Annotated in this window: 23 protein-coding genes; 21 read left to right on the top strand and 2 right to left on the bottom strand. The window is 44.1% G+C overall.

Going from position 1 to position 22643, the window contains the following annotated elements; translation table 11 throughout:
- Position 1 precedes the first annotated feature (1 nt).
- The 4 genes from C8R34_RS11410 to C8R34_RS11395 all read left to right on the top strand — a co-directional run bounded on the left by C8R34_RS11410 (position 2) and on the right by C8R34_RS11395 (position 6396).
- Positions 2 to 1189 carry a restriction endonuclease subunit S gene (locus tag C8R34_RS11410; RefSeq protein ID WP_110340783.1) on the top strand — a complete coding sequence of 396 codons (1188 nt, stop codon included), beginning with the start codon at positions 2 to 4 and terminating at the stop codon, positions 1187 to 1189.
- Positions 1190 to 1191: 2 nt separating this feature from the next.
- A complete protein-coding gene (locus C8R34_RS11405; protein ID WP_110340781.1) occupies positions 1192 to 4158 on the top strand; it encodes a type I restriction endonuclease subunit R in 2967 nt (988 codons plus the stop codon).
- A gap of 345 nt (positions 4159 to 4503) precedes the next feature.
- Complete coding sequence (locus tag C8R34_RS11400; RefSeq protein WP_110340779.1) at positions 4504 to 6171, top strand: anti-phage dCTP deaminase; 1668 nt, start codon at positions 4504 to 4506, stop codon at positions 6169 to 6171.
- 36 nt (positions 6172 to 6207) lie between these two features.
- Positions 6208 to 6396 (top strand): hypothetical protein, encoded by a 189-nt coding sequence (locus C8R34_RS11395; protein ID WP_110340777.1) that lies wholly within the window; start codon positions 6208 to 6210, stop codon positions 6394 to 6396.
- Positions 6397 to 6567: 171 nt separating this feature from the next.
- Here the strand turns inward: C8R34_RS11395 and C8R34_RS11390 are convergent, their stop codons facing one another.
- Complete coding sequence (locus C8R34_RS11390; protein WP_110340775.1) at positions 6568 to 6939, bottom strand: KfrB domain-containing protein; 372 nt, start codon at positions 6937 to 6939, stop codon at positions 6568 to 6570.
- A gap of 39 nt (positions 6940 to 6978) precedes the next feature.
- Positions 6979 to 8034: a ParB/RepB/Spo0J family partition protein gene (locus C8R34_RS11385; RefSeq protein WP_110340773.1), complete on the bottom strand. Its 1056-nt coding sequence runs from the start codon at positions 8032 to 8034 to the stop codon at positions 6979 to 6981.
- A gap of 529 nt (positions 8035 to 8563) precedes the next feature.
- On the opposite strand from C8R34_RS11385, the gene C8R34_RS11380 reads away from it, so the two are divergent.
- From C8R34_RS11380 to C8R34_RS11300, 17 genes are all read left to right on the top strand, one after another.
- Positions 8564 to 8935 carry a helix-turn-helix domain-containing protein gene (locus tag C8R34_RS11380; protein WP_110340771.1) on the top strand — a complete coding sequence of 124 codons (372 nt, stop codon included), beginning with the start codon at positions 8564 to 8566 and terminating at the stop codon, positions 8933 to 8935.
- A gap of 90 nt (positions 8936 to 9025) precedes the next feature.
- Complete coding sequence (gene trbB, locus C8R34_RS11375) at positions 9026 to 9991, top strand: P-type conjugative transfer ATPase TrbB (protein WP_110340769.1); 966 nt, start codon at positions 9026 to 9028, stop codon at positions 9989 to 9991.
- Between the two features lie 21 nt (positions 9992 to 10012).
- Positions 10013 to 10384 (top strand): TrbC/VirB2 family protein, encoded by a 372-nt coding sequence (locus C8R34_RS11370; protein ID WP_110340767.1) that lies wholly within the window; start codon positions 10013 to 10015, stop codon positions 10382 to 10384.
- A gap of 11 nt (positions 10385 to 10395) precedes the next feature.
- Positions 10396 to 10707 (top strand): conjugal transfer protein TrbD, encoded by a 312-nt coding sequence (locus C8R34_RS11365; RefSeq protein ID WP_074721752.1) that lies wholly within the window; start codon positions 10396 to 10398, stop codon positions 10705 to 10707.
- Positions 10704 to 13241 carry a VirB4 family type IV secretion/conjugal transfer ATPase gene (locus C8R34_RS11360; protein WP_110340765.1) on the top strand — a complete coding sequence of 846 codons (2538 nt, stop codon included), beginning with the start codon at positions 10704 to 10706 and terminating at the stop codon, positions 13239 to 13241. The genes C8R34_RS11365 and C8R34_RS11360 overlap by 4 nt, the downstream gene beginning before the upstream one ends.
- Positions 13238 to 14002, top strand: a complete 765-nt coding sequence (locus tag C8R34_RS11355; protein ID WP_110340763.1) for a VirB8/TrbF family protein — start codon at positions 13238 to 13240, stop codon at positions 14000 to 14002. Before C8R34_RS11360 ends, C8R34_RS11355 begins: the two co-directional genes overlap by 4 nt.
- A gap of 14 nt (positions 14003 to 14016) precedes the next feature.
- The gene (trbG, locus tag C8R34_RS11350) at positions 14017 to 14934 is read left to right on the top strand and encodes a P-type conjugative transfer protein TrbG (RefSeq protein ID WP_110340761.1); all 918 of its coding nucleotides are present in this window, start codon (positions 14017 to 14019) and stop codon (positions 14932 to 14934) included.
- Entirely contained in the window at positions 14934 to 15407 is a 474-nt protein-coding gene (locus C8R34_RS11345) for a conjugal transfer protein TrbH (protein ID WP_258364474.1), read from the top strand. The genes trbG and C8R34_RS11345 overlap by 1 nt, the downstream gene beginning before the upstream one ends.
- 13 nt (positions 15408 to 15420) lie before the next feature.
- Entirely contained in the window at positions 15421 to 16830 is a 1410-nt protein-coding gene (locus tag C8R34_RS11340) for a TrbI/VirB10 family protein (RefSeq protein WP_110340759.1), read from the top strand.
- Between the two features lie 18 nt (positions 16831 to 16848).
- Positions 16849 to 17649, top strand: coding sequence for a P-type conjugative transfer protein TrbJ (trbJ, locus tag C8R34_RS11335; protein WP_090318453.1), 801 nt, complete (start codon positions 16849 to 16851; stop codon positions 17647 to 17649).
- A gap of 19 nt (positions 17650 to 17668) precedes the next feature.
- Positions 17669 to 17857 (top strand): hypothetical protein, encoded by a 189-nt coding sequence (locus C8R34_RS11330; protein ID WP_256206170.1) that lies wholly within the window; start codon positions 17669 to 17671, stop codon positions 17855 to 17857.
- A gap of 55 nt (positions 17858 to 17912) precedes the next feature.
- Positions 17913 to 19001: a P-type conjugative transfer protein TrbL gene (trbL, locus tag C8R34_RS11325; RefSeq protein ID WP_090318448.1), complete on the top strand. Its 1089-nt coding sequence runs from the start codon at positions 17913 to 17915 to the stop codon at positions 18999 to 19001.
- Between the two features lie 28 nt (positions 19002 to 19029).
- The gene (locus tag C8R34_RS11320; RefSeq protein WP_090318445.1) at positions 19030 to 19488 is read left to right on the top strand and encodes a transglycosylase SLT domain-containing protein; all 459 of its coding nucleotides are present in this window, start codon (positions 19030 to 19032) and stop codon (positions 19486 to 19488) included.
- A 425-nt stretch (positions 19489 to 19913) separates the two neighbouring features.
- Entirely contained in the window at positions 19914 to 20270 is a 357-nt protein-coding gene (locus C8R34_RS11315; protein WP_090318443.1) for a hypothetical protein, read from the top strand.
- 105 nt (positions 20271 to 20375) lie between these two features.
- Positions 20376 to 20720 carry a hypothetical protein gene (locus C8R34_RS11310; protein ID WP_090318439.1) on the top strand — a complete coding sequence of 115 codons (345 nt, stop codon included), beginning with the start codon at positions 20376 to 20378 and terminating at the stop codon, positions 20718 to 20720.
- Positions 20721 to 20875: 155 nt separating this feature from the next.
- Positions 20876 to 21298, top strand: a complete 423-nt coding sequence (locus C8R34_RS11305) for a copper-binding protein (RefSeq protein ID WP_090318436.1) — start codon at positions 20876 to 20878, stop codon at positions 21296 to 21298.
- Positions 21295 to 22641: a TolC family protein gene (locus C8R34_RS11300; protein ID WP_090318435.1), complete on the top strand. Its 1347-nt coding sequence runs from the start codon at positions 21295 to 21297 to the stop codon at positions 22639 to 22641. The genes C8R34_RS11305 and C8R34_RS11300 overlap by 4 nt, the downstream gene beginning before the upstream one ends.
- Positions 22642 to 22643: the final 2 nt, after the last annotated feature.

The raw sequence follows: 22643 nt of genomic DNA, 5'->3' as shown, positions 1-22643 counted from the left end.
CATGACGGAAGCCATGCAAGCAATTGATCTCAAGAACCTGGATAAATACGGCTGGAAAACTTACCGCTTTGATGAAATTGCCAAGAATATTTCGGAACGAGTTGACCCTAATAATACCGATTTAAAAGTCTATATCGGACTAGAACATATTGATCCCGAATCCATTCATATCAAACGCACCGGCACACCGGATGACGTGAACGGACAAAAATTAAGGTGCTATCCTGACGATGTGATATTTGGTAGGCGGCGAGCCTATCAACGCAAAGCGTCCATTACCACGGTAGATGGCTTTTGTTCTGCCCATGCTTTGGTATTAAGAGCTAATCCCGACGTTATCGAGCCAAAACTGTTTCCGTTTTTTCTGCATTCAGATTTGTTTATGCACCGGGCGGTTGATATTTCGGTAGGTTCTTTGTCGCCGACAATCAACTGGGGAACACTCAAGCATCAGAAATTTATGCTGCCGCCCAAACACCAGCAAGCGAAATTGGCTGAATTGCTTTGGGCTATGGATGAAATAATTGAACGTTATTGGAAAGTCAAAGAATCTCTTGAGGTAAAAAAAAGGAGAATTTCTTATGATTGCTACTATTCAAAAGACGTAAAAAAAGTTGCTCTAGGTGCTTTGTGCCTGAAAATCCAAGATGGCAGTCATCTTTCACCACAGAACATTTATGATAAAAATAATGGCGAACGATATAGGTATGTAACCTCAAAGAACATTCGTAAGAATGGACTTGAATTTAATGAGGATGAATATGTTGATAAAAGTTTTCATGACTCAATTTATAACCGATGTGACACAATCAAAGGCGATGTTTTACTTACTAAAGATGGCGCAAATACTGGGACTGCAACTTTAAATACCCTGGATGAAGAAGTCAGCTTATTATCGAGCGTTTGTTTGCTAAGGGCTAATACAAAACTTACATCTAATGAATATATTTGCCAATACATAAATAGCGATATTGGAAATCTAAATTTAACAAATCAGATGACAGGGACTGCTATTACTAGGCTGACTTTAACCACCATTAATAATATAAAAATTCCTGTACCTGATCTTCAAAGGCAACAAGAAATTACACGTGAATTAGTAAGATTTGATAGTTGTATAAAAGCCGTTGCCGACTCTCTAGTCAGTTCTCGAAATCTTCAAAAATCGCTAATTAACCAAATCTTCTAACTATGGCCTTCACCGAACTGAACAGTGTCGAGCATTACATCATCCACCAAATCAGCGGTGTAAATCTGAACTCGGGCAAGGTAGCTGATCTCAATGCGGGTTATGGTGAGCAGTGGGTTTACCAGTCGGCAGATGAGTTAGCACGCGGTGTCAATGAAGTGTTGGTGGAAAGCGAACTGAAAGCCGCGTTGCTGCGCTTGAATCCGGAAATTCAGCTACACCCGGAATTGGCCGACGAGGTGATTTACAAACTGCGGGCGATTTTGATTTCGGTGAATCAAATCGGCCTGGTGAAAGCCAATGAGGAGTTTTTTAAATGGCTGAGCGGGGAAAAGACCATGCCTTTTGGCGAGAACAACCGTCATGTGCCAGTTCGCTTGCTGGATTTTGATGATTTGAGCAATAACCGCTATGTTGCCACCAATCAATTCCGTATTCATCACCGCGAAACAAAAATCCCCGACATTGTGTTGTTGATTAACGGTATTCCGGTGGTGGTCGGTGAAGCGAAAACGCCGATACGCCCTTCGGTCAGTTGGCTGGATGGCGCGCATGAAATTCATACAGTCTACGAAAACGCAGTGCCGCAATTGTTCGTGCCGAATATTCTGTCGTTTGCCACCGAAGGCAAAGAGCTGTTTTATGGTGCAATTCGCTGCCCATTGGAATTCTGGGCACCGTGGCGGCTGGAATCGGATAGCGGCGACATTGCCAAGAGTCTCGGTTTAGCGGAAATCGGCAAGGAGCTGACCGATTTACTCAAGCCTGCGCGTTTGCTGGATATCCTGCTTAACTTTTCTTTATTTACTACCAACAAAAAGAAACAGCGCAGCAAAGTGATTCCGCGCTTTCAACAATATGAAGGTGCGAATAAAATCGTACAGCGGGTGATCGAGGGACGGATTAAGAAAGGCTTGATCTGGCATTTTCAGGGTTCTGGAAAGTCATTGTTGATGGTGTTCGCGGCACAAAAGTTACGCCGGACCACAGAATTGAAAAGCCCGACGGTGATTGTATTAGTGGATCGCACTGATTTGGATACGCAAATTAGCGGTACCTTTAATGCCGCCGATGTGCCGAATGTGGAAACTACCGACAGCATCAGCGAATTGCAAACTTTATTGGAACGCGACACCCGCAAGATCATTATTTCGATGATTCATAAATTCCGTGATGCCAAGCCGAATATGAATATGCGCGACAATATCATTGTGCTGGTCGATGAAGCGCATCGCACGCAGGAAGGCGATCTGGGGCGGCAAATGCGCGCGGCATTGCCGAATGCGTTTTTATTTGGGTTGACCGGCACGCCGGTAAATCGGGCTGATAAAAATACTTTCTGGGCCTTTGGCGCAGAAGAAGATCAAGGTGGCTATCTGTCACGTTATACCTTTCATGATTCGATTCGTGATGAAGCGACCTTGCCGCTGCATTTCGAGCCACGCTTGGTGGACGTGCATGTCGATAAGGAATCGATTGATCGGGCTTTTGCCGAGTTTACTGAGGGCGCGGCGCTGACCGATGAAGAAGCCGATGCGTTAAATCAGAGGTCGGCAAAAATGGCGTCGTTTTTAAAATCGCCCGAACGGGTGGCTAAAATCGTAGCCGATATTGCTGTGCATTTTAAGGAAAAAGTGGATCCACAAGGCTTTAAAGCAATGATTGTGACACCGGATCGTTATGCCTGCGTGCAATACAAAGAAGAACTGGATAAACATTTTCCTGCTGAAGCCAGCCGGGTGGTGATTTCCACGTCAGCTAATGATAAGTTTGAATTTAAACAAAAATGGGCAGTGGATAAGTCGGCACAGGAAAAAATTATCGATGAGTTTAATGATGCCCATTCCGATCTAAAATTTATTATCGTTACAGCCAAATTGCTGACCGGCTTTGATGCGCCAATACTGCAAACGCTGTATCTGGATAAATCGTTAAAAGATCACACACTACTGCAAGCAATTTGCCGAACTAATCGTTTATATCCACACAAAACATTCGGCAGAATCGTGGATTACTTCGGCGTGTTTGATGATGCTGCCAAAGCACTGGAATTTGACGAAGAAAGTGTTAAGCAGGTGATTACGAATATTTCGGAGTTAAGAGGAAAGTTACCGCAGGCGATGAGCGAGACTCTTGCTCATTTTTCCGGTGTCGATAGAACGCAGAAAGGGTTTGAAGGTTTAGAAGCGGCGCAGAATGCTATTAACACCAATGAGAAGAAAGATGCCTTTGCGCTTGATTTCAAGTATCTGGCGAAACTATGGGAATCGTTATCACCCGATAATATCCTGGATCTTTATAGCCAGGATTACAAATGGCTGGCGCAAGTCTATGAATCGGTTAAACCCGCTGCTGATAATATTGGCAAGCTGTTGTGGCTGTCGTTGGGTGCCCAGACTACGCAACTGATCCATGAAAATATTCATGTCGGCGACGTGCATGTTCTGGAAGAGTATGTGCTGGATGCCGATGTGATTGAGGATATTTTCAACCACCCCGATCCCAAAAAAATCAAACAACTGGAAAAACTGCTGATCAAGCGGTTTCAGATACATGCTGATTATCCAGTTTTCAAAAAACTCAGCGAACGCCTGGAAGAGCTACGTGATAAAGCCGAAAAAGGTCTGATCAGCTCGATTGAATTTGTTAAAGAATTGTGCAAAATCGCCAAGGAAACGGTTCAGGCAGAAAAAGAATTAGCAGAAGCCTTACAGGACAAAACCCCGCAAGCAGCATTGACAGAATTATTTTTAGAACTGAAAACCGATCAAACACCGGCTGTCGTGGAACGGATTGTTGCTGATATCGATGCGATTGTGCGTGTGGTGCGTTTCCCCGGTTGGCAGCATTCCACTTCCGGCGAACGTGAAGTGCAGAAATCGTTACGCAAGGCGTTGCTGAAATATCAGTTGCATAAAGATCAGGTACTGTTTGATCGGGCTTATGCTTATATTAAGGAATATTATTAAGAATTTCAGTTAATCGACATTCTGCAGTTGCTGGAAATCGGAACAGCCGGATTGTCTCAAGAATTAGCACATAGAGTAATACAGCTTGCTGACCGAACAATATCAATAGACCTAAACATCGAGCAGGAGTCATAGTTGATCAACCACTAGAGTGAAATAGAAGAGAAGTATTCCTCTTTGTCCCTCATTAAGAGCATAACTTTCTGATAATATTTAATAAGATAAATGAGCCAGGGTGGGCTGTTAAGCTTAAATATCCATTGTTAATTGACATTTTGAATATAATGCATCCCATTGATTCTTAATAATTTTATTCTTTAAACTTAAAAAGCATGCGGTGAAAGTATGTCAGTGGCTAAGAAGAAAACTCTTTCTATAGAAGCGGTATCTCAATCCAATAGCAGAAAGAAGCGTCCAAGAGATGCCATTGTTGAGCGTAGATCAAAGGAATTAGTAATTGCTTTTGCAGGACCAATTGGCAGTGGAATTCGTACTGTTAAAGAACAATTTTCTGAATTGCTATCTACGTCTGGCTATGAGGTTCGACAGATCAAGATAAGTGAATATATAGAGAATTGCCTTACAAAAGGGTTCATTACGCATTCAGCAGAACAGAATTCGGATATGGCTGGTAGATATATCAGATTACAGGATGCTGGTAACGAATTACGTAATATTCAAAGTGATATCCTTGCTGAATATGCTATACAGCAAATCGCTGAAATTAGAGCAGAAAAAATCGATCCTGCACTTGAGAATACGACTGACTATATTCCAGTTCGTACTGCATATCTAATTGATCAGTTGAAACATCAAGACGAAGTTACTTTACTTAGAGCAGTATATGGGAATCTATTCTATCTATTTGGTATTCTGAGCACTTCGGCTCGAAGAGCGAATCGTTTAAAAGAAGATGGTATTCCTAAAAATTCTATCTCTGAGTTAGTTGAACGGGATAGGAAACAACGTGAAAAAAATGGTCAACAACTAGATAAGACTCTGCAACTAGCAGATTATTTTATTCGAAACGATCATGCAAATGTTGATGCACTTGAGTACCAGATAAAACGTGCGATTGATCTAATTCATGGTTTCAATGGAATTTCACCAACAAAAGAAGAATATGGAATGTATGTAGCATATGCTTCCGGACTCAGATCTGCTTGCTTATCTAGGCAGGTTGGAGCGTCGATAATGAACAGTGATGGAGTAATTATAGCAACTGGTAGAAATGATGTTCCAAAGGCTGGTGGAGGCTTGTATGGTCCGGAGGACGGAAAAAGTGATGCTAGATGTGTAAAATTAGAGAATGCCAAATGTTTCAACGATCTTTATAAATATAGATTGATCAAAGACATTGAAACTTTAATCAGTGCCAAGTTTAGTAGAGCTGTTGATGATCTTGCTAACAACAATGCGACGGAAGAGCAGAAGAATATTCTCAAAAAAATCAAAATTCCCAAACTATCTTCCGATATAGTTAATGCAGCTTATGACGATACTCGTCTTGGTGGTTTAATCGAATTTTCACGATCTATCCATGCAGAAATGGATGCAATTGTGTCCTTAGCATTCAAGGGGGGAGGACGTACAGAAGGAGCGACTCTGTTTACCTACACTTTTCCTTGTCATAATTGCGCTCGACATATCGTAGCTTCGGGTATAAAACGTGTTTTTTATTTGGAGCCCTATGAAAAAAGTCTCGCAATAGAATTGCACGGTGATGCAATCGATGTGGATGGTCAACGCGGGGGACTAGGCGATGAAGCTGAGTCAAGAACACGGGTTGAATTTCTGCACTTTGAAGGTGTTGCGCCAAGGCAGTACTTAAACATGTTCACATCTTCAGATGAACGAAAAGATAACACTGGTAAAGCAGTGAAAATAAATGTTCGCGAAGCGGAGAAGAAAATACCTGAATATCTAGATGATTACCGAGAATATGAATTAAAAGTCGTTGCGCATTTTGATGAAGTTAAAAGAGATTTAGAAGATAAGAAGTTGTCGTCGTAAATTTAGTCCTCTATACTACGAAAAATGGAGATTACTATGTCGCAATTAATAAATTCAGATAATCGACAAATGAGCTTGGATTTCAGTGAATCAGACAAGCAAAATGACACAGATAAGTCTGAAGTGGTCAATTTAAACCTTTATGCAGAATCAAGGAAATCGCAAGTCCATACGCAAGCAGTGCAAGAACGGCTTCTTATGGAAGCAAAGAAACTACGATGGTGATTAAAAAATTAAAAAATAAATCACTTAATTGTGATTCTCCAGAACACCAAATGTATCGAAATCTTTCATAACCGGCAGTAAAAGTATAAAATTACGGTTTTATTGGAAAATTTGGCGGCACGTAAAACTTGGGTGTATTTTTGCCGAAATTCTTATTTTGGTGACTAAGTGTCAAATTTTCAAAGTTCTTTTATTCTTAAGCGTATCAATTAGAGTTAATGTGGCTTTTTCTCCATCATACGTAATGGCCACATCTTTCCCAGCAACTGGTTTACCATCAATAGCCTTTAATTGGTGCACAATAAAATCTTTCTTGACCTGCTGATAAAAAATAGCGTTCTCTTTATCAATATGAATGATTTGCCCTTCATACTGATTTTTGTCGACAGGTGTTCTAGCTAAATAAATATTGTAGACACCCGGCTTTATGCCTCCTTCTACTTTTTTGATTGTGCCAATCGTTTCCCATTCATTATTATTTTGAGTTTGTAGAATCTTTTGGCCATTCATAACAATCATTCGTAGCTTTGCGGGTGTCGTCATTTCAAATTAGTTGTAAGTAGGATTACTGGCAAGATTAAATTATCCTGCTTCCTGTTGTCCGGCGATTTCTTCCAGTATTTTCATGAGATCAAAAGACTCCGATCTTTCCATGCCGTGCAAAAAAGCAATCAATTGCAGTGCGCCGCTTCCCTTGGCTGAGAAGCTGCCATCTTGCAGCGCTTTGATCGTGAACTGAACGATATTTGGGCAATTTCTGCCTTGCTCAAAATAATCGCTAATCTTAGTCTTTAGTAACTCTTTATTATCGTTAGACAGATCACGCATTAAATCCTGTGGCTTGCGTTTGTCTTTCTTAATCAGATTGTAAATAGAGTCCAGCAATGAAGGCGAGGCACTTTGTTTCTGATCGTTGTTGTTATCTGGAGTGGTATTCGATTTGCCCTCAGCATTGGATACTCGATCATCCGCAGAATTAGATGGGGGCGTTTTTTTTAGCTTTAAGAATTTACTGAATTGGTATACGTCCAATCGTGATATCTCTTCTTGTGTGCTAAGTGCCAGCCAAGTGATTGCTTCCTCTTTATTGGCTTTATACAGCCTCGTTAAATCGTAGAGTGCTGTGACATCCGTGCAACGGCCTGTCCGGTACACATCTGCGAGTGGATCAGGCAGATCAAGGAGTGTGGCGTGCATGGTGATATAGGGATTGGTTTTGCCAATGAGCCTGGCAATTTCAGACTTGGTTTTACCACCTGCCAGTTGCCGCCCAATAAAGTCAGCGATTTCTCTGGAGGTTAAATCATCTCTTTGCAGATTCTCGATTACCTGATCCGCTTCACTGTAATCGGTATCAATGAATGCCGGAATCTTTGTTAACCCGGCATGAATGCTGGCGCGATAGCGTCTTGCCCCATGATTAATAATATAGGTTCCCGGTTTATCCGGATTGGGGCGTACCGATATGGGTGATTTTACGCCGCGTAATTTAATCGTCTCCGTTAATTCTCGTAACGTTTCCTGATTAAATTCCTTCCGGGGTTGATGGATATCTTCGCTGATCAGCGTGATGTCAATTTCTGTCGCGCCGATAGGTGCAACAAGCCCTTTTTTATTGTCCTTTTTTCTTCCTGTCATTTTAATCGTGGGCTTAACTGATGTTCGTTATACTGGGCAAAAATATTTATTTGAATTAAATAATTCTACCATTTTATGATTAGAAAGATAGAAACTATGGATGCAGTCATCAACAAATAAAAACCGCGCAAAAAAGTTGTTTTTGCACTTTTGTATTTTTGTTCTTCTTGTTCAGTTTATTACTGAATGCTTAATCTCTCGTATCAGAAAACGGCTTACGTTTTCTGATTCTCCAGATTTTCCATCAATTACTCATCCACCCTCTATTCATAGCATTCTAAGGTAACTATTAATATTAAGTATATTAATACAAATCAATGATGTAATTATTTTAAAGTTTGATTCTTATTCTAATCCTATTATTAATAATTATCTATAAACTATGTATATAACGAAACTATTATTTAGCCCTCCATTGAATTAATGAATTTGTGTTTTTATTTTGGATTAAAATAGCAGCAATACACCTGCAAAACAATGATGCTGATTAGTTAAGCTGCTTAAACCCTAAAAATGGCAGGGCTATTATATGTACAATTTAATCTTAATCACAAATATTTTGCGTATCCTTGACGAGAAGGATATGACCAAATCAGAATTGGCAGAAAAGGCGGGGGTCTCCATCTCTTTTTTTACTGATCTGACCAATGACAAAGCCAATCCATCACTCAGGATTATAGAAGCGATCGCAGAAGCACTCGAGACCCCACTGCCGATGCTATTGGATAGTTCGGATATGAGCGCGGCTGATCTTGAAGCATTAACCAATCGAAAGCTAAAGCATTTGCCTAAAGGCTTTGTCTGGAAAGGGGGTGTACTGAGTGAGTTTGAAGCTTATCAAGTCGAGCAATGGGATAAAAAGAACAGAGCATTCTTATTAAAAAATAAAAGTAAGAAATAAGCAAAGAAATAAAAATCAGTAAAAAAAGTATTGCACAAAATGTAATTACGTTATATTGTAATGTCGTGTGTAAGTTGTTGGAGTACTCGCATGACATCGCAAGATCAATTACCTCTCATCACAACCGTTAAAGATCGAGCAAAGAGCAAGCTGGAGCGCGATGCACGGGAAATACTGTCCGCACTGCAAGATCCTGATACGGTTGAAATCATGGTTAATGCCGATGGCCGTATCTGGCAAGAGAAATTGGGTCAGAAGATACAACATATCGGAAATATCCAGTCTGCCCAGGTTGAAGCCGTTATCAAAACGGTAGCAGGCTTTCACGGTAAGGAAGTGAATCGATTCAACCCGATGATCGAAGGTGAATTTCCACTTGATAATTCGCGCTTTGCCGGTCAACTACCCCCCATTGTTTCATCCCCCACCTTTGCTATCCGCAAAAAAGCCATCAAGATTTTTACGCTTGAGCAGTATGTGGAAACCGGCGTGTTGTCGCCCAGACACTCTGATGTCATCAAAGAGGCTGTGCGCAAGCACCGCAACATTCTAGTCATTGGCGGCACCGGATCAGGTAAAACAACCCTGATCAACGCCATCATCAATGAAATGGTTCACAGTGACCCGGATGAGCGCATCTTCATCTTGGAGGATACCGGCGAGATTCAATGTGCCGCACAGAATTTTGTTCAGTATCACACCACACTCGATGTCGATATGACGCAATTGCTCAAAACAACCTTACGTATGCGCCCAGATCGCATTCTGGTCGGTGAAGTAAGAGGCCCTGAAGCATTGGATTTGCTCGATGCTTGGAACACAGGGCACGAAGGTGGTGCCGCAACTTTGCACGCCAATGATGCGATGTCAGGACTAACCCGCCTGGAATCCCTGATTTCACGCAATCCTTCAGCACCGAAAGAAATTATGCCATTAATCGCAGAGGCGGTTGATATGGTGGTACATATCACGCGCACACCGCATGGCAGAAAAATTCAGCAGATTATCGAAGTACAAGGTTTTAAAAGAGGAAGTTACCAAATCAAGAAGCTGTAAATAAATAACAGGAGTCAGTCAATGAAAATGATGCCTTCAATTTCACCCTTCTTCATTGTTTCTTTATGCGTTTTCCTTTTGTTTTTCTTGTCGGTTGATAACGCACAAGCGGCTGTGGGTGCAGGCGGTGCGCTTCCCTATGAAACCTGGTTGGTTAATCTCAGAAACTCCGTCACCGGTCCCGTTGCTTTTACCCTATCCATTGTCGGCATTGTCGTTGCAGGCGGCATTCTGATCTTTGGTGGCGAGCTCAATGCTTTTTTCCGCACATTGATTTTTATCGTGCTGGTTATGGCATTACTCGTGGGTGCCAACAACATCATGACCAATCTATTTCAGGGTGCGGTTATTCCGGGTGAAATCCAGGAATCAGTCGTAAATTCACAGGAATAGGAGGCAAACTCATGGCGCTTCGAACCATACCGATCCGCCAATCGGGAAACCGTCCAAATCTGTTTATGGGGGGTGATCGGGAACTGGTTATGTTTTCTATCCTGATTGCAGCGACTTCCATCTTTGTGGCGATGGAAATCAAGGCTACGCTCTTTGGCATAGCCCTATGGATTTTTGCACTGTTTGCACTACGACTGATGGCTAAAAATGATCCGCAGCTACGTCATGTTTACCTGCGCCAGATGCAATACAAAAAATACTATCCGGCGCGAAGTACACCCTTCTATGACAATACCCGCCAGCAGGAGAAACAGCATCTATGATTGCCGCCATTTCCATCCTCATTGCAGTGTGCGGTGCCGTGCTGCTTCTGATACTGTTTATCCGTATCCGTGATACGGATAAAGAATTACGACTGGATCAACATCGATCCAAAGCAATGGGTTTTGCCGATCTGCTGGTGTATGCGGCGGTGGTGGAAGATGGCGTGATTGTCGGCAAGAACGGTTCATTGATGGCTGCCTGGGTATTTTGTGGCGATGATACCGCCAGCAGTACCGAGATTGAGCGTGAGCGCGTTTCATTTCGCATTAATCAGGCATTATCCCGCTTAGGCAACGGCTGGATGATTCATGTGGATGCCATCAGAAAACCCGCACAAGGTTATTCAGACAAAGCGCACTCCAATTATCCTGATCCTGTGACCGCTGCCATTGACGAGGAACGGCGCAATCTATTCGAGCGTATCGGCGCCCTATATGAGAGTTGCTTTATCGTATCACTCACATACTTACCGCCGATGCTGGCGCAGCGCAAGTTCGTTGAACTGATGTTTGATGATGAAACCCAGGCTCCGGATCAAAAAGCCAGAACACAAGGGCTGCTGGAATATTTCCAGCGTGAATGTACCAACTTTGAATCCCGATTATCCAGCGTATTTCATTTGTCGCGCTTAAAAAGCCACAAACTGGTCAATGAAGACAATACCACCATCACCCATGATGATTTCTTGCAGTGGTTGCAATTATGCGTGACCGGCCTGGATCATCCGATAGTGTTACCGGCCAATCCGATGTATCTGGATACCTTGCTCGGTGGTCAGGAAATGTGGGGCGGGGTCGTGCCTAAGATTGGTCGCAATTTTGTTCAGGTGGTATCGATTGAGGGTTTTCCGCTCGAATCCTCCCCTGGCATGTTAAACCTGCTCTCTGAATTACCTGGTGTATACCGCTGGTCATCGCGGTTTATCTTCATGGATGCGCATGAAGCAGTCAATCATCTGGAAAAATTCCGCCGCCGTTGGAAACAAAAGATTCGTGGATTCTTCGATCAGGTGTTTAACCTGCAAAGCAGCAACATTGATGAAGACGCGCTCAATATGACTGAAGATGCGCAGTCTGCGATTGCTGAGACGAATAGCGGTTTTGTAGGTCAAGGTTACTATACCAGCGTGGTCGTGCTGATGATGGAAGACCGGGCAGCATTGGAAGAAGCCGGGCGAAAGGTAGAGAAAGCCATCAATCATCTGGGATTTGCCGCACGAGTTGAGACGATCAACACGATGGATGCCTATCTGGGAAGCCTGCCCGGTCACGGTGTTGAAAATGTGCGCAGACCCCTCATCAATACCATGAATCTGGCTGATCTATTGCCGGTTAATACCATCTGGACCGGCAAGGAATCCGCACCCTGTCCGATGTATCCACCCAATTCACCGCCATTGATGCACTGTGTCACACAAGGAGCAACCCCTTTCCGGCTGAATCTGCATGTACGTGATCTGGGCCACACCTTCATGTTCGGACCCACTGGCGCTGGTAAATCCACGCACTTGGCATTGATTGCCGCGCAGTTGCGGCGTTATCAGGGCATGTCTATTTATTGCTTTGATAAGGGACTGTCGATGTATCCGTTGACCAAAGCGGTGGGTGGTCAGCATTTCACCGTGGCAGGAGACGATGAATCGCTGTCTTTCTGTCCCTTGCAATTCTTGCAGACCAAAGGAGATCGTGCCTGGGCGCAGGAATGGATTTGTTTGATGGTAGAACTCAACGGTATCACCGTCACCCCGTTACAGCGTAACGAAATCAGCCAGGCCATTACTAACATGCATCAAAGCGGCTCAAAAACCTTATCGGATTTGTCAGTGACGATCCAGGATGAAGGTATTCGCGAGTGTCTTCGGCAATACACCATCGACGGCATGATGGGGCACTTACTCGATGCTGAAGCCGATGGTTTGAATCTGTCGACCTTCACCACGTTCGAGATCGAAGAATTGATGAATCTCGGTGATAAATACGCACTGCCGACGTTGCTGTATCTGTTTCGTCGCATTGAGCGCAGCCTGCATGGTCAGCCTTCTGCCATTATTCTGGACGAAGCCTGGTTGATGCTGGGTCACCCGGTATTTCGCGCCAAAATCCGCGAGTGGCTGAAAGTCATGCGTAAAAATAACTGCTTAGTATTGATGGCAACGCAAAGTTTGTCGGATGCAGCCAACAGCGGGATTCTCGATGTGATTGTTGAGTCCACCGCCACCAAGATATTTCTACCTAATGTATTTGCACGCGATGAAGAGGCTTCGACACTCTACCGGCGCATGGGTTTAAATTCACGCCAGATTGAGATTCTGGCTTCTGCAATTCCCAAACAGCAATATTACACCGTGTCTGAGAACGGCAGGCGGCTCTATGACCTGGCGCTTGGGCCATTGGCACTGGCGCTTATAGGATCTACGGATAAGGAATCAATCGCCACGATTAAGAACCTGTGTGACAAGTATGGAGACCGCTGGGTTCACGAATGGTTGGCGATAAAAGGGTTAACGTTATCTGACTATGGAGTGGCTGCATGAATATGATCAACGAACTATTCAAGTTAAAGCCGGGTGCGCATAAAACTATGCGTGTCAATGACGGTAGGATGGAAGGTGGTCGCCGCTCGGGTGAAAATGAAAATCCCTATCTGTCAGCACGGCGCACCTGGAATGATCATATGCGGGAAGTAATTGCTTCGCGCACTATGTGGCAAATGCTAGCACTTCTTTGTTTATTGATTGCGCTGGCAGGAGTAGGTGGTGTGATTGTCATCGGTAGCCAGTCCAAATTCATCCCCTATGTCGTGCAGGTCAATAAACTGGGTGAAGCCATCGCGGTTTCGCGTGCGGATATCGCTGCTGTGGCCGATCAGCGCGTGGTGCATGCGTCCGTGGCAGCATTCATCAATGATTTGCGCATGGTGACCCCCGATATTGCCTTGCAACGGCGCGCCATCTTTCGTGCGTATGCCATGCTATCCAATAACGATCCCGCAACGGCAAAAGCTAACGAATGGTTCAATAGCAGTGAGGCCAGCAGTCCTTTCAAACGTGCTGAAACCCAAACGGTTAATGTTGAAATCATATCGGTGATCCCTCAATCACCGGAGACCTGGCAGGTGGATTGGTTGGAAAAAGTCTATGACCGGCAAGGGCACTTAACCGAGCCACCCTTCAAGATGCGTGCTTTGCTCAGGATCTATAACAAGCCGACCACGCAAAGCACGACGGAAGAACAGATTAGAAATAACCCGCTGGGTATCTATATCCAGGATTTCTCCTGGTCAAAACAAACATAAAGGGGTCACTCATCATGAAACCGTTACTCTCTTTAAATACGCTAAGCACCCTAAGTACGTTGATTCTCTCCATTGGACTGGTTGCCCCAAGCTATGCCAATGGATTGTCAGAAGCGTATTTCACCGATAAGAACCCGCAACTAACCCCACAGGAGCGCGCGGCCATTGATCTGGCCAAGAAATGGCAGGCAGTCAATCCTAGCGGCACAAAGCCGGTCGCAGGGCCGGATGGATCCATTCGTTTTCTGTTTGGTTCACAGCAACCCAGCATCGTCTGTGCAGTATTGCAGGTATGCGATATTGAATTGCAGCCGGGTGAGCAGGTTAATTCCATCCACTTGGGTGACCAGGCGCGCTGGTTGATTGAACCGGCGGTTACCGGCCAAGGTTCCGCTGAGGTGCAGCATTTGATTGTAAAACCATTGGATGTGGGACTGGAAACATCCCTGGTGGTGACCACCAACCGGCGCACCTATCACATGCGTCTGCGATCTCATCGGCGTGATTTTATGCCGAGAGTGAGTTTTACTTATCCGGAAGATGCGCTGATTAAATGGGATGCGATTAGAGATAAAGAAAGCCATGCGATGGGAATCAGGAAATCGCGCACCATTTCTGAAACCGGGGAATATCTGGGCAATCTGGATTTTGCGTATGCAGTGTCTGGCGATGCTACCTGGAAGCCGTTGCGTGTTTATAACGACGGTCAAAAAACCATCATACAAATGCCTGCCATTATGGCACAGACAGAAGCGCCGACTTTGCTACTGTTGAACAAAGAAGGCGGCATTTTTAGTGAAGATGAAACGGTCATGGTGAATTACCGCTTGCAGGGCGATCGCTATATTGTAGATACCGTGTTTGACAAAGCTATTTTGATTGCCGGTGTCGGCGGCAATCAAAGCCGGGTGACGATTACGCGGGGGAATTGATGATGAATAAAATGATCACCGCATCCAACGCTATTTTTATTCTCATGTTGGTTTTATTGCTATTGAATGGTTGTGTAAGCCAACCGTATGGCAATTTTATTCAAAATCCTTCAACCACATACAGCAAAGTCATGGCTGATGACGTGACGGCCCAAATAGTGCGGCTGTACCCGGCGGCCAATACGCAGTTTAATTTACGCCATGTGGTTAATGATCCGTTTGGCAACGCTTTGATCGAAAACCTGCGTCTTGAAGGGTTCGCGGTTCAGGAAGTCATTCAACAACCAATCTTTGCTGTGCAGCATCAACCTGATACTGAGCCGCAAAAAGGACTCACGCTAAGTTACATCTTAGATCAATCGGGTGATTTGTATCATGTCAAACTCATGATTGACGATATGCGCTTATCGCGTGCATTTGCGGTACAGGCCGACAGTATCCACCCTGCCGGTTTTTGGGTCAGAAAAGAATAAGGGGGGAAGAGTGATGTCGACCAATTCAAAACTCCTGTCGCCTGATTCATCCCCGGATGTAGTTACCAAAAGCGTTGGGGTGCGGCGTGTCAATAACCTGCCAATTGTTATCTTTGGCACGATCATGTTGATATTCATGTTGCTTATGATGATTGTTGCCATGAATCGCGCAGCTGAACGCGGTCAATACGATTTTGATGGTAATCATGATACACAGTCGAGCAATTCCTTTGCCTCACTGATTGCCAAAGATTATATCGGCGGCATTATCGAACCCAAAACTCAGAATAAAACTCCTGATTTAACCGAAAAAGCATCCCTACAGGGAATTATTATTGAACGGCCATCGGATCTGGATCGACCGCCTTTGCCGCCCTCTATGGATACTACCGATTCATCGTTTCATGCCGACATCGCGCATATTCGGATGCTGAAACGCCAGCAACTGGAAGAAGCGATCAAGGCCAAAACCAATGTGAATGTCATTGCACCCAGAAGTACCGGATCATCCCCGGATTTAGCCAATACCGGTGCACCTAAAACGCGCGAGGAAATGTTGGCTAAATTGGCATCAGTGCGTCAACAGATCGATGCAAACCTGCGCGAAGATCCAACGGCTGCCTATCATGCGCGCCTGGCGCAGTTGCGGCAGGATGGGGGATCAAGTGTAGCCGGAGGAATGGGAGCGAGTAGAAGTGATGAATTCATGGACGATGGCGCTCCTCGATTGCTGGATGACGAGACTGGTACACGGGATAAGGATTATTCGCGTTTTGATTCAGCAGAAGGAGAAGCGCGCTGGAAATTAAATAGCGAAGTCCAAAAGCCTGCATCGCCTTATGTCCTGCAAACAGGATTTGTGATACCGGCAACGTTGATATCCGGTATTAATTCCAGTCTGCCGGGGCAGATCATGGCGCAGGTGAGCCAGCATATTTATGATTCACCCATCGGTAAATGGCGCTTGATTCCGCAAGGTTCCAGACTGGTGGGCACCTACTCCAGTGAAGTGGAATTCGGTCAGGCGCGTGTGCTGGTCGCTTGGCAACGCATTATCTTCCCGGATGGCAAGACCATGGATATCGGTGCCATGCCGGGAGCTGACGGGGTGGGTTATGCTGGGTTTAAGGATTTGGTCAATAACCATTATCTGCGTATCTTCGGATCAGCCCTGATCATGTCGGCGATTGTTGCCGGTGCCACGTACAGTCAACGTGATGCAGGTGGTGCGTTCGGGCGGCAAAATGCCGGTAGCATCATGAGCCAATCGCTCGGTCAGCAGTTGGGATTGGTAACCGCCAATCTCATTCGCAAAAACCTGAATATATCCCCCACGCTTGAAATCAGACCTGGGTATCGCTTTAACATCATTGTGACCAAAGACATGAAGTTTTCTAAACCGTATCAATCATTTGATTATTAATGCAAGGAGTGTTTGAACATGACAAACAGTAAAAATATAGTCTCCCGGTTGATAGCAATCCTGCTTATTCTGGGTAATGTCGGTTATTCATCGGATATCAAAGCAGGCGGTCTTGCGGTCATTGATATGGCAAATATCAAACAAACCACAACGACTGCCATTGAGAATGTAGCGCAAACGCTGAAGCAGATCGAGCAGTATCAAACGCAATTGCAGCAATATGAAAACATGATCCGCAATACGCTGGCTCCGCCTGCCTATGTATGGGCGCAAGCGCAATATACGATGAACCGGTTGCTCTATCTGACCAATACCATACGCTATTATGAGCAGCAGTATGGTGGGCTGGATGGTTATATGCAGCGGTTTCGCAATGTTGAATACTATCGAGGCTCGCCTTGCTTTAATTTGCAGGAAAAATGCAACGATTCCGCCTGGAAACTGTTACAGGATGGACAAAATACCAGCACTGACGCACAAAAAAACGCCAATGATTCCCTCTTGCGGGGTTTAAGCGAACATCAGAATCAGATTCCAGTGGATGCTGCTCACCTGCAAGTCTTACAACAAAGAACCGAGTCGGCTCAGGGACAAATGGAAGCGCTGCAATATGCCAACCAGCTGGCCGCGTACCAGGCAAACCAGTTGCTGCAAATGCGTCAAATGCTGATTGCTCAGCATAATGCCGCCAATACGCTAAGTCAGGCCGAGGTAGACCAAAAGGCCATGCAGCAGGCTGCGCGTGAGGCGGCAACCAAGCGACTGAGTCCTGAAATATTGCCAGTTGGTAGAAACTGGTCTGTCAGGGATGCTTTTTAAAACACTAATCTGAGGAAAAATGATGAAAAAGAGCGATTTGAATATTGCTGTTATCTGTTTATTGTCTTTGTTACTGTTGTCAGGGTGTTATAAGGATGGCGATGGCAAGATTGAATTGAAGGAGCCTAAGAAAGAATTAAGTGAAATGCCACCTGGGATAGTCTGGGATGCATCTGATCCTGATAATGCTAGGAAGGCAACAAAATAACTGAATGTGAGCTTAAGCGATTCTCATGCGAAAGACAATTAATGGAATAAATAAGATGAATAAAATACAATTTGTTTTCATAACCTTGTTTTTTCTATTGTTTCTTTCTGGAGGGGCATTTGCTGAACTGGCCTATATTGATCCAGCGACTAATCTGAGTGTGCTGGACCAGGTGACCAGTATGTTTGCTGGAAAAGTAAAATCCTGGCAAAACATCATACAGTCTGCTGCTGAGCGTTTGTTCTGGACGTTGGTGCTGATTTCAATGGTCTGGACATTTGGCATGATGCTGTTACGCAAAGCCGACATAGGAGATTTCTTTGCTGAGTTCACTCGTTTTATAATTTTTACAGGGTTTTACTTCTGGCTGCTGACTAATGCCGTATCAGGCCACAATATTGCGGGTACCATTATAGCTTCGATGCAGCAATTAGGTAATAGCGCGGCAGGCTTACCTGGCAACACAGGTTATTCCAGTATTATGAATACAGGTGTTTTAATCTGGAATCAGGCGACAAGTAACCTAACATTGATGCAACCAATAGACAGTTTGATTGCAATCATCATATCTTTAATCATCTTGATCGTAATCGCTGTTATTGCAGTAAACATGCTGCTCTTGCTAATTTCCTCCTGGGTACTGTTGTATGCTGGTATCTTCTTTTTAGGCTTTGGTGGCGCTCGTTGGACATCCGACATCGCCATAAACTACTTTAAAACAGTTCTGGGTGTTGGTATTCAGCTATTTGTAATGCTCCTGATTGTTGGTATTGGTAGTGACCTGTTATCCAGTTTCTACGCCAAAATGGGTAAAAATGTTCTGAATTATGAAGAACTGGCGGTTATGCTTATTTTTACGATTGCATTCTTTGTGTTGATTTCTAGATTGCCGCTGTTGCTGGCTGGCATTATAACGGGTAGTAGCATAGGCTCGACTGTCGGAATTGGTAGTTATGGCGCCGGTGGTTTTATGGCAGCGGCAGGTGCCGCCGCAGCTGTTGCGTCTTATGGTGGCACGTTGGCAGCCGGTCGGCTGACGGCAGCAAGAAGTGCAGGAACGGATGCTTTGCGGAGTGCCATTGAAAAAGGCCAGGCCCAGGAATCTGCGGGTATTAACAATATTTCGCGAGGAGAGGGTAAATGATGGATAAGGTATTTAAGCGATTCGCTCGATGATGGATTTGCCGCCGGATGTGCAAGAAAGGGTAGTGTGTTCCATCACTGCTGCCATCAAGTATGAAATACCCGCCAATATCTTACTGGCGATAGCCGAAAAAGAAAGTGGTAAACCGGGGCAATGGGTGCGTAACAGTAACGGCACGCATGATGTTGGCTCGATGCAATTTAATACGGCTTATCTTCAGGATTTATCCAAATATGGCATCACGCCTGATCATGTAGCAAATCCGGGTTGTTATGCCTTTGATCTGGCCGCATGGCGTGTGCGGCTACATATCAAAAATGATAAAGGCGACATCTGGACAAGAGCGGCTAATTATCATTCGCGTACTCCAAAACATAATGCAAGGTATCGAGCTGATCTGATTGCCAAAGCTGCTAAATGGGCTGACTGGCTAGAAAATCGCTTTATCAAGGAAATCAATAAAATACCTGACGCTTATCTGGATTAATTCAGTTCTATGCGTTATCCACAAATTCCGTGGAAAAGGCTGCGAATAACAAGCTTATGTTAGGCACAGGTAATGTTAAAAACACTTATGCCTTAATTAAAGGCGATCCTGCGAACTGATAAAAGAATTGATCGTTATGAATATACAGAGAATCCTTCAGAACGAAAATAATGGGAGTATGGAAAGCAGAGAAAATAACTAAAGCTCGAGGTTATAAATTAGGTATTACGATATGAGATCTTTACGCGTGCGGCGGGCGACATCAAAATCTGAAAAGCTCATAATAAAATTCCACTTCATCCTTGAATCCACCTAAATTAGATCATTCATCAACTTTGTCTTATTTTTTGTCGTGCAAAGATCTATAACTATAGTAGTATTATGGTTTTATTGGGCTATATTAATTTTTATTATGGAGAAATATTGTGAAAAACAAAATCTTAATCTTAATTGCTGTTGGTTTATTAAGTTTATTAGCTTCCTGTGCACAAATGAATCCACACCCAATGGATATGACTCGGGCTATTCAGAATGCAAAAACTCCTACTGACCATAATGCACTTGCTAAACACTATGAAGATACTGCAAAAGAAATGCAAGCAAAAGTGGATGAGCATCAAAAAATGTTAAAACAATATCAAGCAGAAAGCCAATACTACGGGAGACAAGGTCTAGATATGGAATCAATGTGCCAGGGCTTAATCCGTGCTTATGAGCAAGCTGCAAAAGCAAATCTGGATATGGCCGATTCCCATCGCAAAATGACTGTGGAGATTAAATAACATTTGCTCTATGAAATAGAATCTATTTTTTGAGCAAAAATCTTAGAAGCTGCTTATAATAGAAAGATGAAATTATCTATATGTAGATGGCTATTGGTTTTTTTCATGCTATGGCTGCCATTGCAAGCCGTAGTAGCGGCTGTTTTATCAGTTTGTGTACAGGAAAAAAGTTTCAATAGTGATTATGGCAAATCAACGGCAATGATCGACAACCATCATCATGATGCTTGTCATAAGCAAACAGCAGATAATACAACCGATCATTTGTTAGCAAGTCTGCCGTGCGATGATACTTCTTCTTGTAACGCATACAGTAATACGCCGATCCTGTCTGGCTACACTGCTGTTATGCAAACTAACGGCACTTCCGCTATTGCTTCATTGAGTCCAAGTTTTATTTCATTTGTACCCGAACAGCCGCAACATCCTCCGCTAGCTAACTCCCTTTAAAAATCCGCCTGTAATTCTGGCAAGAAATCTCAATTCGGATTAATCCTGCGTCAAAGTAATTGCTACGCAAGACTTTTCCATGTCGAAAGCTATTACCATTAGTTGACTATCACTATATTGATAATTTTGGTGATACAACAAGCTAGGAGGTTAGTATGTTTCTTTCATTTTCTTTTAAATTACTACTGTCGTTAATCCTTGCCTGTATGTCTGCTCTGTCACTTGCAGATCGGATCACGCAATCAAGTCCAATTAATTTAGCATCCGACGCTACTGATCACACACACAACAGCTCGGAACAAATATCCAATAAAGAATCACCTGTTTCTTCCAATCTCATTTCTGCAAGGGGTGTGGTGCTGCAGGTCGATCAATCCAACGCCACAATAAAAATAAATCACGACCCGATCGCTGCACTAAATTGGCCAAGAATGGCTATGTCCTTTCGCCTGAAAGAACGTTCATTGATTAACAAAATTAAAGAAGGTGATATCGTTGAATTCTTACTTCAAAAAGAAACTTCTGATCACGTCATCGTAAAATTGAGTAAGCAAAGTTCCATTAGGAGTTCGCAGTGATTCCCGGCAGAATTGTTGCGTTAGTGCTTGCTGTTACCGCACTTCCGGCAAATGTTCAGGGGAAGGAAGATAGTTTAAACAAGGCTGGCACAGCAATTTTTGCACAGTCTATTCCGCAGAAAACCTTAGCAGCATCCCACTCCCACAACGTGACGCTGCTCCCGAGTTTGATTGCAGAAGCACTGGAAAATAATCCGGAGATTCAGGCTGCGTATCAAGAACGTGAAGCCGCTCAGCAGAGAATATCGCCAGCGGAAGCTTTGGATGATCCCATGCTTGAGGCTGGTGTGATCAATGCGCCGCTGGCATCTTCACCGTTCAACCGCGAGGATATGACCATGAAAATGATCGGTCTATCCCAGCGTTTGCCTTTTCCGGGAAAGCGCGGCTTACGCAAGGATGTTGCCGCCAAGGATGCCGACGCCATTGAGCAGGGCTATCATGAAACGGTTAATCGCGTTGTGCACGATCTTAAAATAGCTTACTTTGATCTCGGGCTTACGCTGGAAACGATCAAATTGGTTGAAAAAAATAAACAAACACTCGAACGTTTTCTACGCATTGCTGAGGAACGCTACCAAGTTGGACAAGGCAGTCAGGCGGACGTGCTGAAAGCACAAACACAAGTATCAAGAATGCTGGACAGATTATTAATATTGGCACGCGAACAGCCTGTGTTGGAAGCGGAACTGATTCGCACCTTAGGGCGCAACACGAAAGGTGAAATTCCGATTCCGGTGCCACTACAAATTCAAGAAGTGCCCCTTAATCTGGAAACATTTCAACAAGAAGCGATAGCGCAACGCCCACAATTGCTAGCATTGCAAAGCCTGATTGCACGTAATGAGAAATCCATTGATTTAGCGCGCAGGGCCTATTATCCGGATTTCGATGTGCGACTTTCTTATGGCCAGCGAGATAACATGATGGACGGTACGAGACGCGATGACATGGTCAGTATGACTGTGGCGGTTAATCTGCCCGTATGGCGCGGCAATAAAATTGAGCCTCGCATCATGGAGTCACAGGCAATGCGTGATCAAACAGTCAGTCTGTATCAAGCACAAAGTAATGAAGTTACGGCAAGATTGCGTCAGCAAATTGCCATCGCTGAGCAAAGCCTGAAATCGGTCAAGCTCTATCAGACTGCCATTCTTCCACAAGCGAAATTGACGGTTGAATCCGCATTGGCTGCTTACCAGGTAAACCGGGTTGATTTTCTGACCTTGTTGGATAATCAAATGACAGTATTTGATTTCGAGACCAGTCTCATCACCGCGATGGCGAATTACAACAAAGCCGTGGCGGAGATTGATTTACTGGCTGGCAAGAAGCAGCACTAACT

The sequence above is a fragment of the Nitrosomonas sp. Nm84 genome (assembly GCF_003201565.1).
Lineage (GTDB): Bacteria > Pseudomonadota > Gammaproteobacteria > Burkholderiales > Nitrosomonadaceae > Nitrosomonas.
Note: the sequence above shows the minus strand (reverse complement) of the source record. Positions and strands in the feature narration are given on the sequence as shown.

What these genes read in the sequence shown, in the direction of transcription:
- C8R34_RS11410 (WP_110340783.1), top strand. Translation starts at nt 2, where the DNA reads ATGACGGAAGCCATGCAAGCAATTGATCTCAAGAACCTGGATAAATAC.
- C8R34_RS11405 (WP_110340781.1), top strand. Translation starts at nt 1,192, where the DNA reads ATGGCCTTCACCGAACTGAACAGTGTCGAGCATTACATCATCCACCAA.
- C8R34_RS11400 (WP_110340779.1), top strand. Translation starts at nt 4,504, where the DNA reads ATGTCAGTGGCTAAGAAGAAAACTCTTTCTATAGAAGCGGTATCTCAA.
- C8R34_RS11395 (WP_110340777.1), top strand. Translation starts at nt 6,208, where the DNA reads ATGTCGCAATTAATAAATTCAGATAATCGACAAATGAGCTTGGATTTC.
- C8R34_RS11390 (WP_110340775.1), bottom strand. Translation starts at nt 6,939, where the DNA reads ATGACGACACCCGCAAAGCTACGAATGATTGTTATGAATGGCCAAAAG.
- C8R34_RS11385 (WP_110340773.1), bottom strand. Translation starts at nt 8,034, where the DNA reads ATGACAGGAAGAAAAAAGGACAATAAAAAAGGGCTTGTTGCACCTATC.
- C8R34_RS11380 (WP_110340771.1), top strand. Translation starts at nt 8,564, where the DNA reads ATGTACAATTTAATCTTAATCACAAATATTTTGCGTATCCTTGACGAG.
- trbB (WP_110340769.1), top strand. Translation starts at nt 9,026, where the DNA reads ATGACATCGCAAGATCAATTACCTCTCATCACAACCGTTAAAGATCGA.
- C8R34_RS11370 (WP_110340767.1), top strand. Translation starts at nt 10,013, where the DNA reads ATGAAAATGATGCCTTCAATTTCACCCTTCTTCATTGTTTCTTTATGC.
- C8R34_RS11365 (WP_074721752.1), top strand. Translation starts at nt 10,396, where the DNA reads ATGGCGCTTCGAACCATACCGATCCGCCAATCGGGAAACCGTCCAAAT.
- C8R34_RS11360 (WP_110340765.1), top strand. Translation starts at nt 10,704, where the DNA reads ATGATTGCCGCCATTTCCATCCTCATTGCAGTGTGCGGTGCCGTGCTG.
- C8R34_RS11355 (WP_110340763.1), top strand. Translation starts at nt 13,238, where the DNA reads ATGAATATGATCAACGAACTATTCAAGTTAAAGCCGGGTGCGCATAAA.
- trbG (WP_110340761.1), top strand. Translation starts at nt 14,017, where the DNA reads ATGAAACCGTTACTCTCTTTAAATACGCTAAGCACCCTAAGTACGTTG.
- C8R34_RS11345 (WP_258364474.1), top strand. Translation starts at nt 14,934, where the DNA reads ATGATGAATAAAATGATCACCGCATCCAACGCTATTTTTATTCTCATG.
- C8R34_RS11340 (WP_110340759.1), top strand. Translation starts at nt 15,421, where the DNA reads ATGTCGACCAATTCAAAACTCCTGTCGCCTGATTCATCCCCGGATGTA.
- trbJ (WP_090318453.1), top strand. Translation starts at nt 16,849, where the DNA reads ATGACAAACAGTAAAAATATAGTCTCCCGGTTGATAGCAATCCTGCTT.
- C8R34_RS11330 (WP_256206170.1), top strand. Translation starts at nt 17,669, where the DNA reads ATGATGAAAAAGAGCGATTTGAATATTGCTGTTATCTGTTTATTGTCT.
- trbL (WP_090318448.1), top strand. Translation starts at nt 17,913, where the DNA reads ATGAATAAAATACAATTTGTTTTCATAACCTTGTTTTTTCTATTGTTT.
- C8R34_RS11320 (WP_090318445.1), top strand. Translation starts at nt 19,030, where the DNA reads ATGATGGATTTGCCGCCGGATGTGCAAGAAAGGGTAGTGTGTTCCATC.
- C8R34_RS11310 (WP_090318439.1), top strand. Translation starts at nt 20,376, where the DNA reads ATGCTATGGCTGCCATTGCAAGCCGTAGTAGCGGCTGTTTTATCAGTT.
- C8R34_RS11305 (WP_090318436.1), top strand. Translation starts at nt 20,876, where the DNA reads ATGTTTCTTTCATTTTCTTTTAAATTACTACTGTCGTTAATCCTTGCC.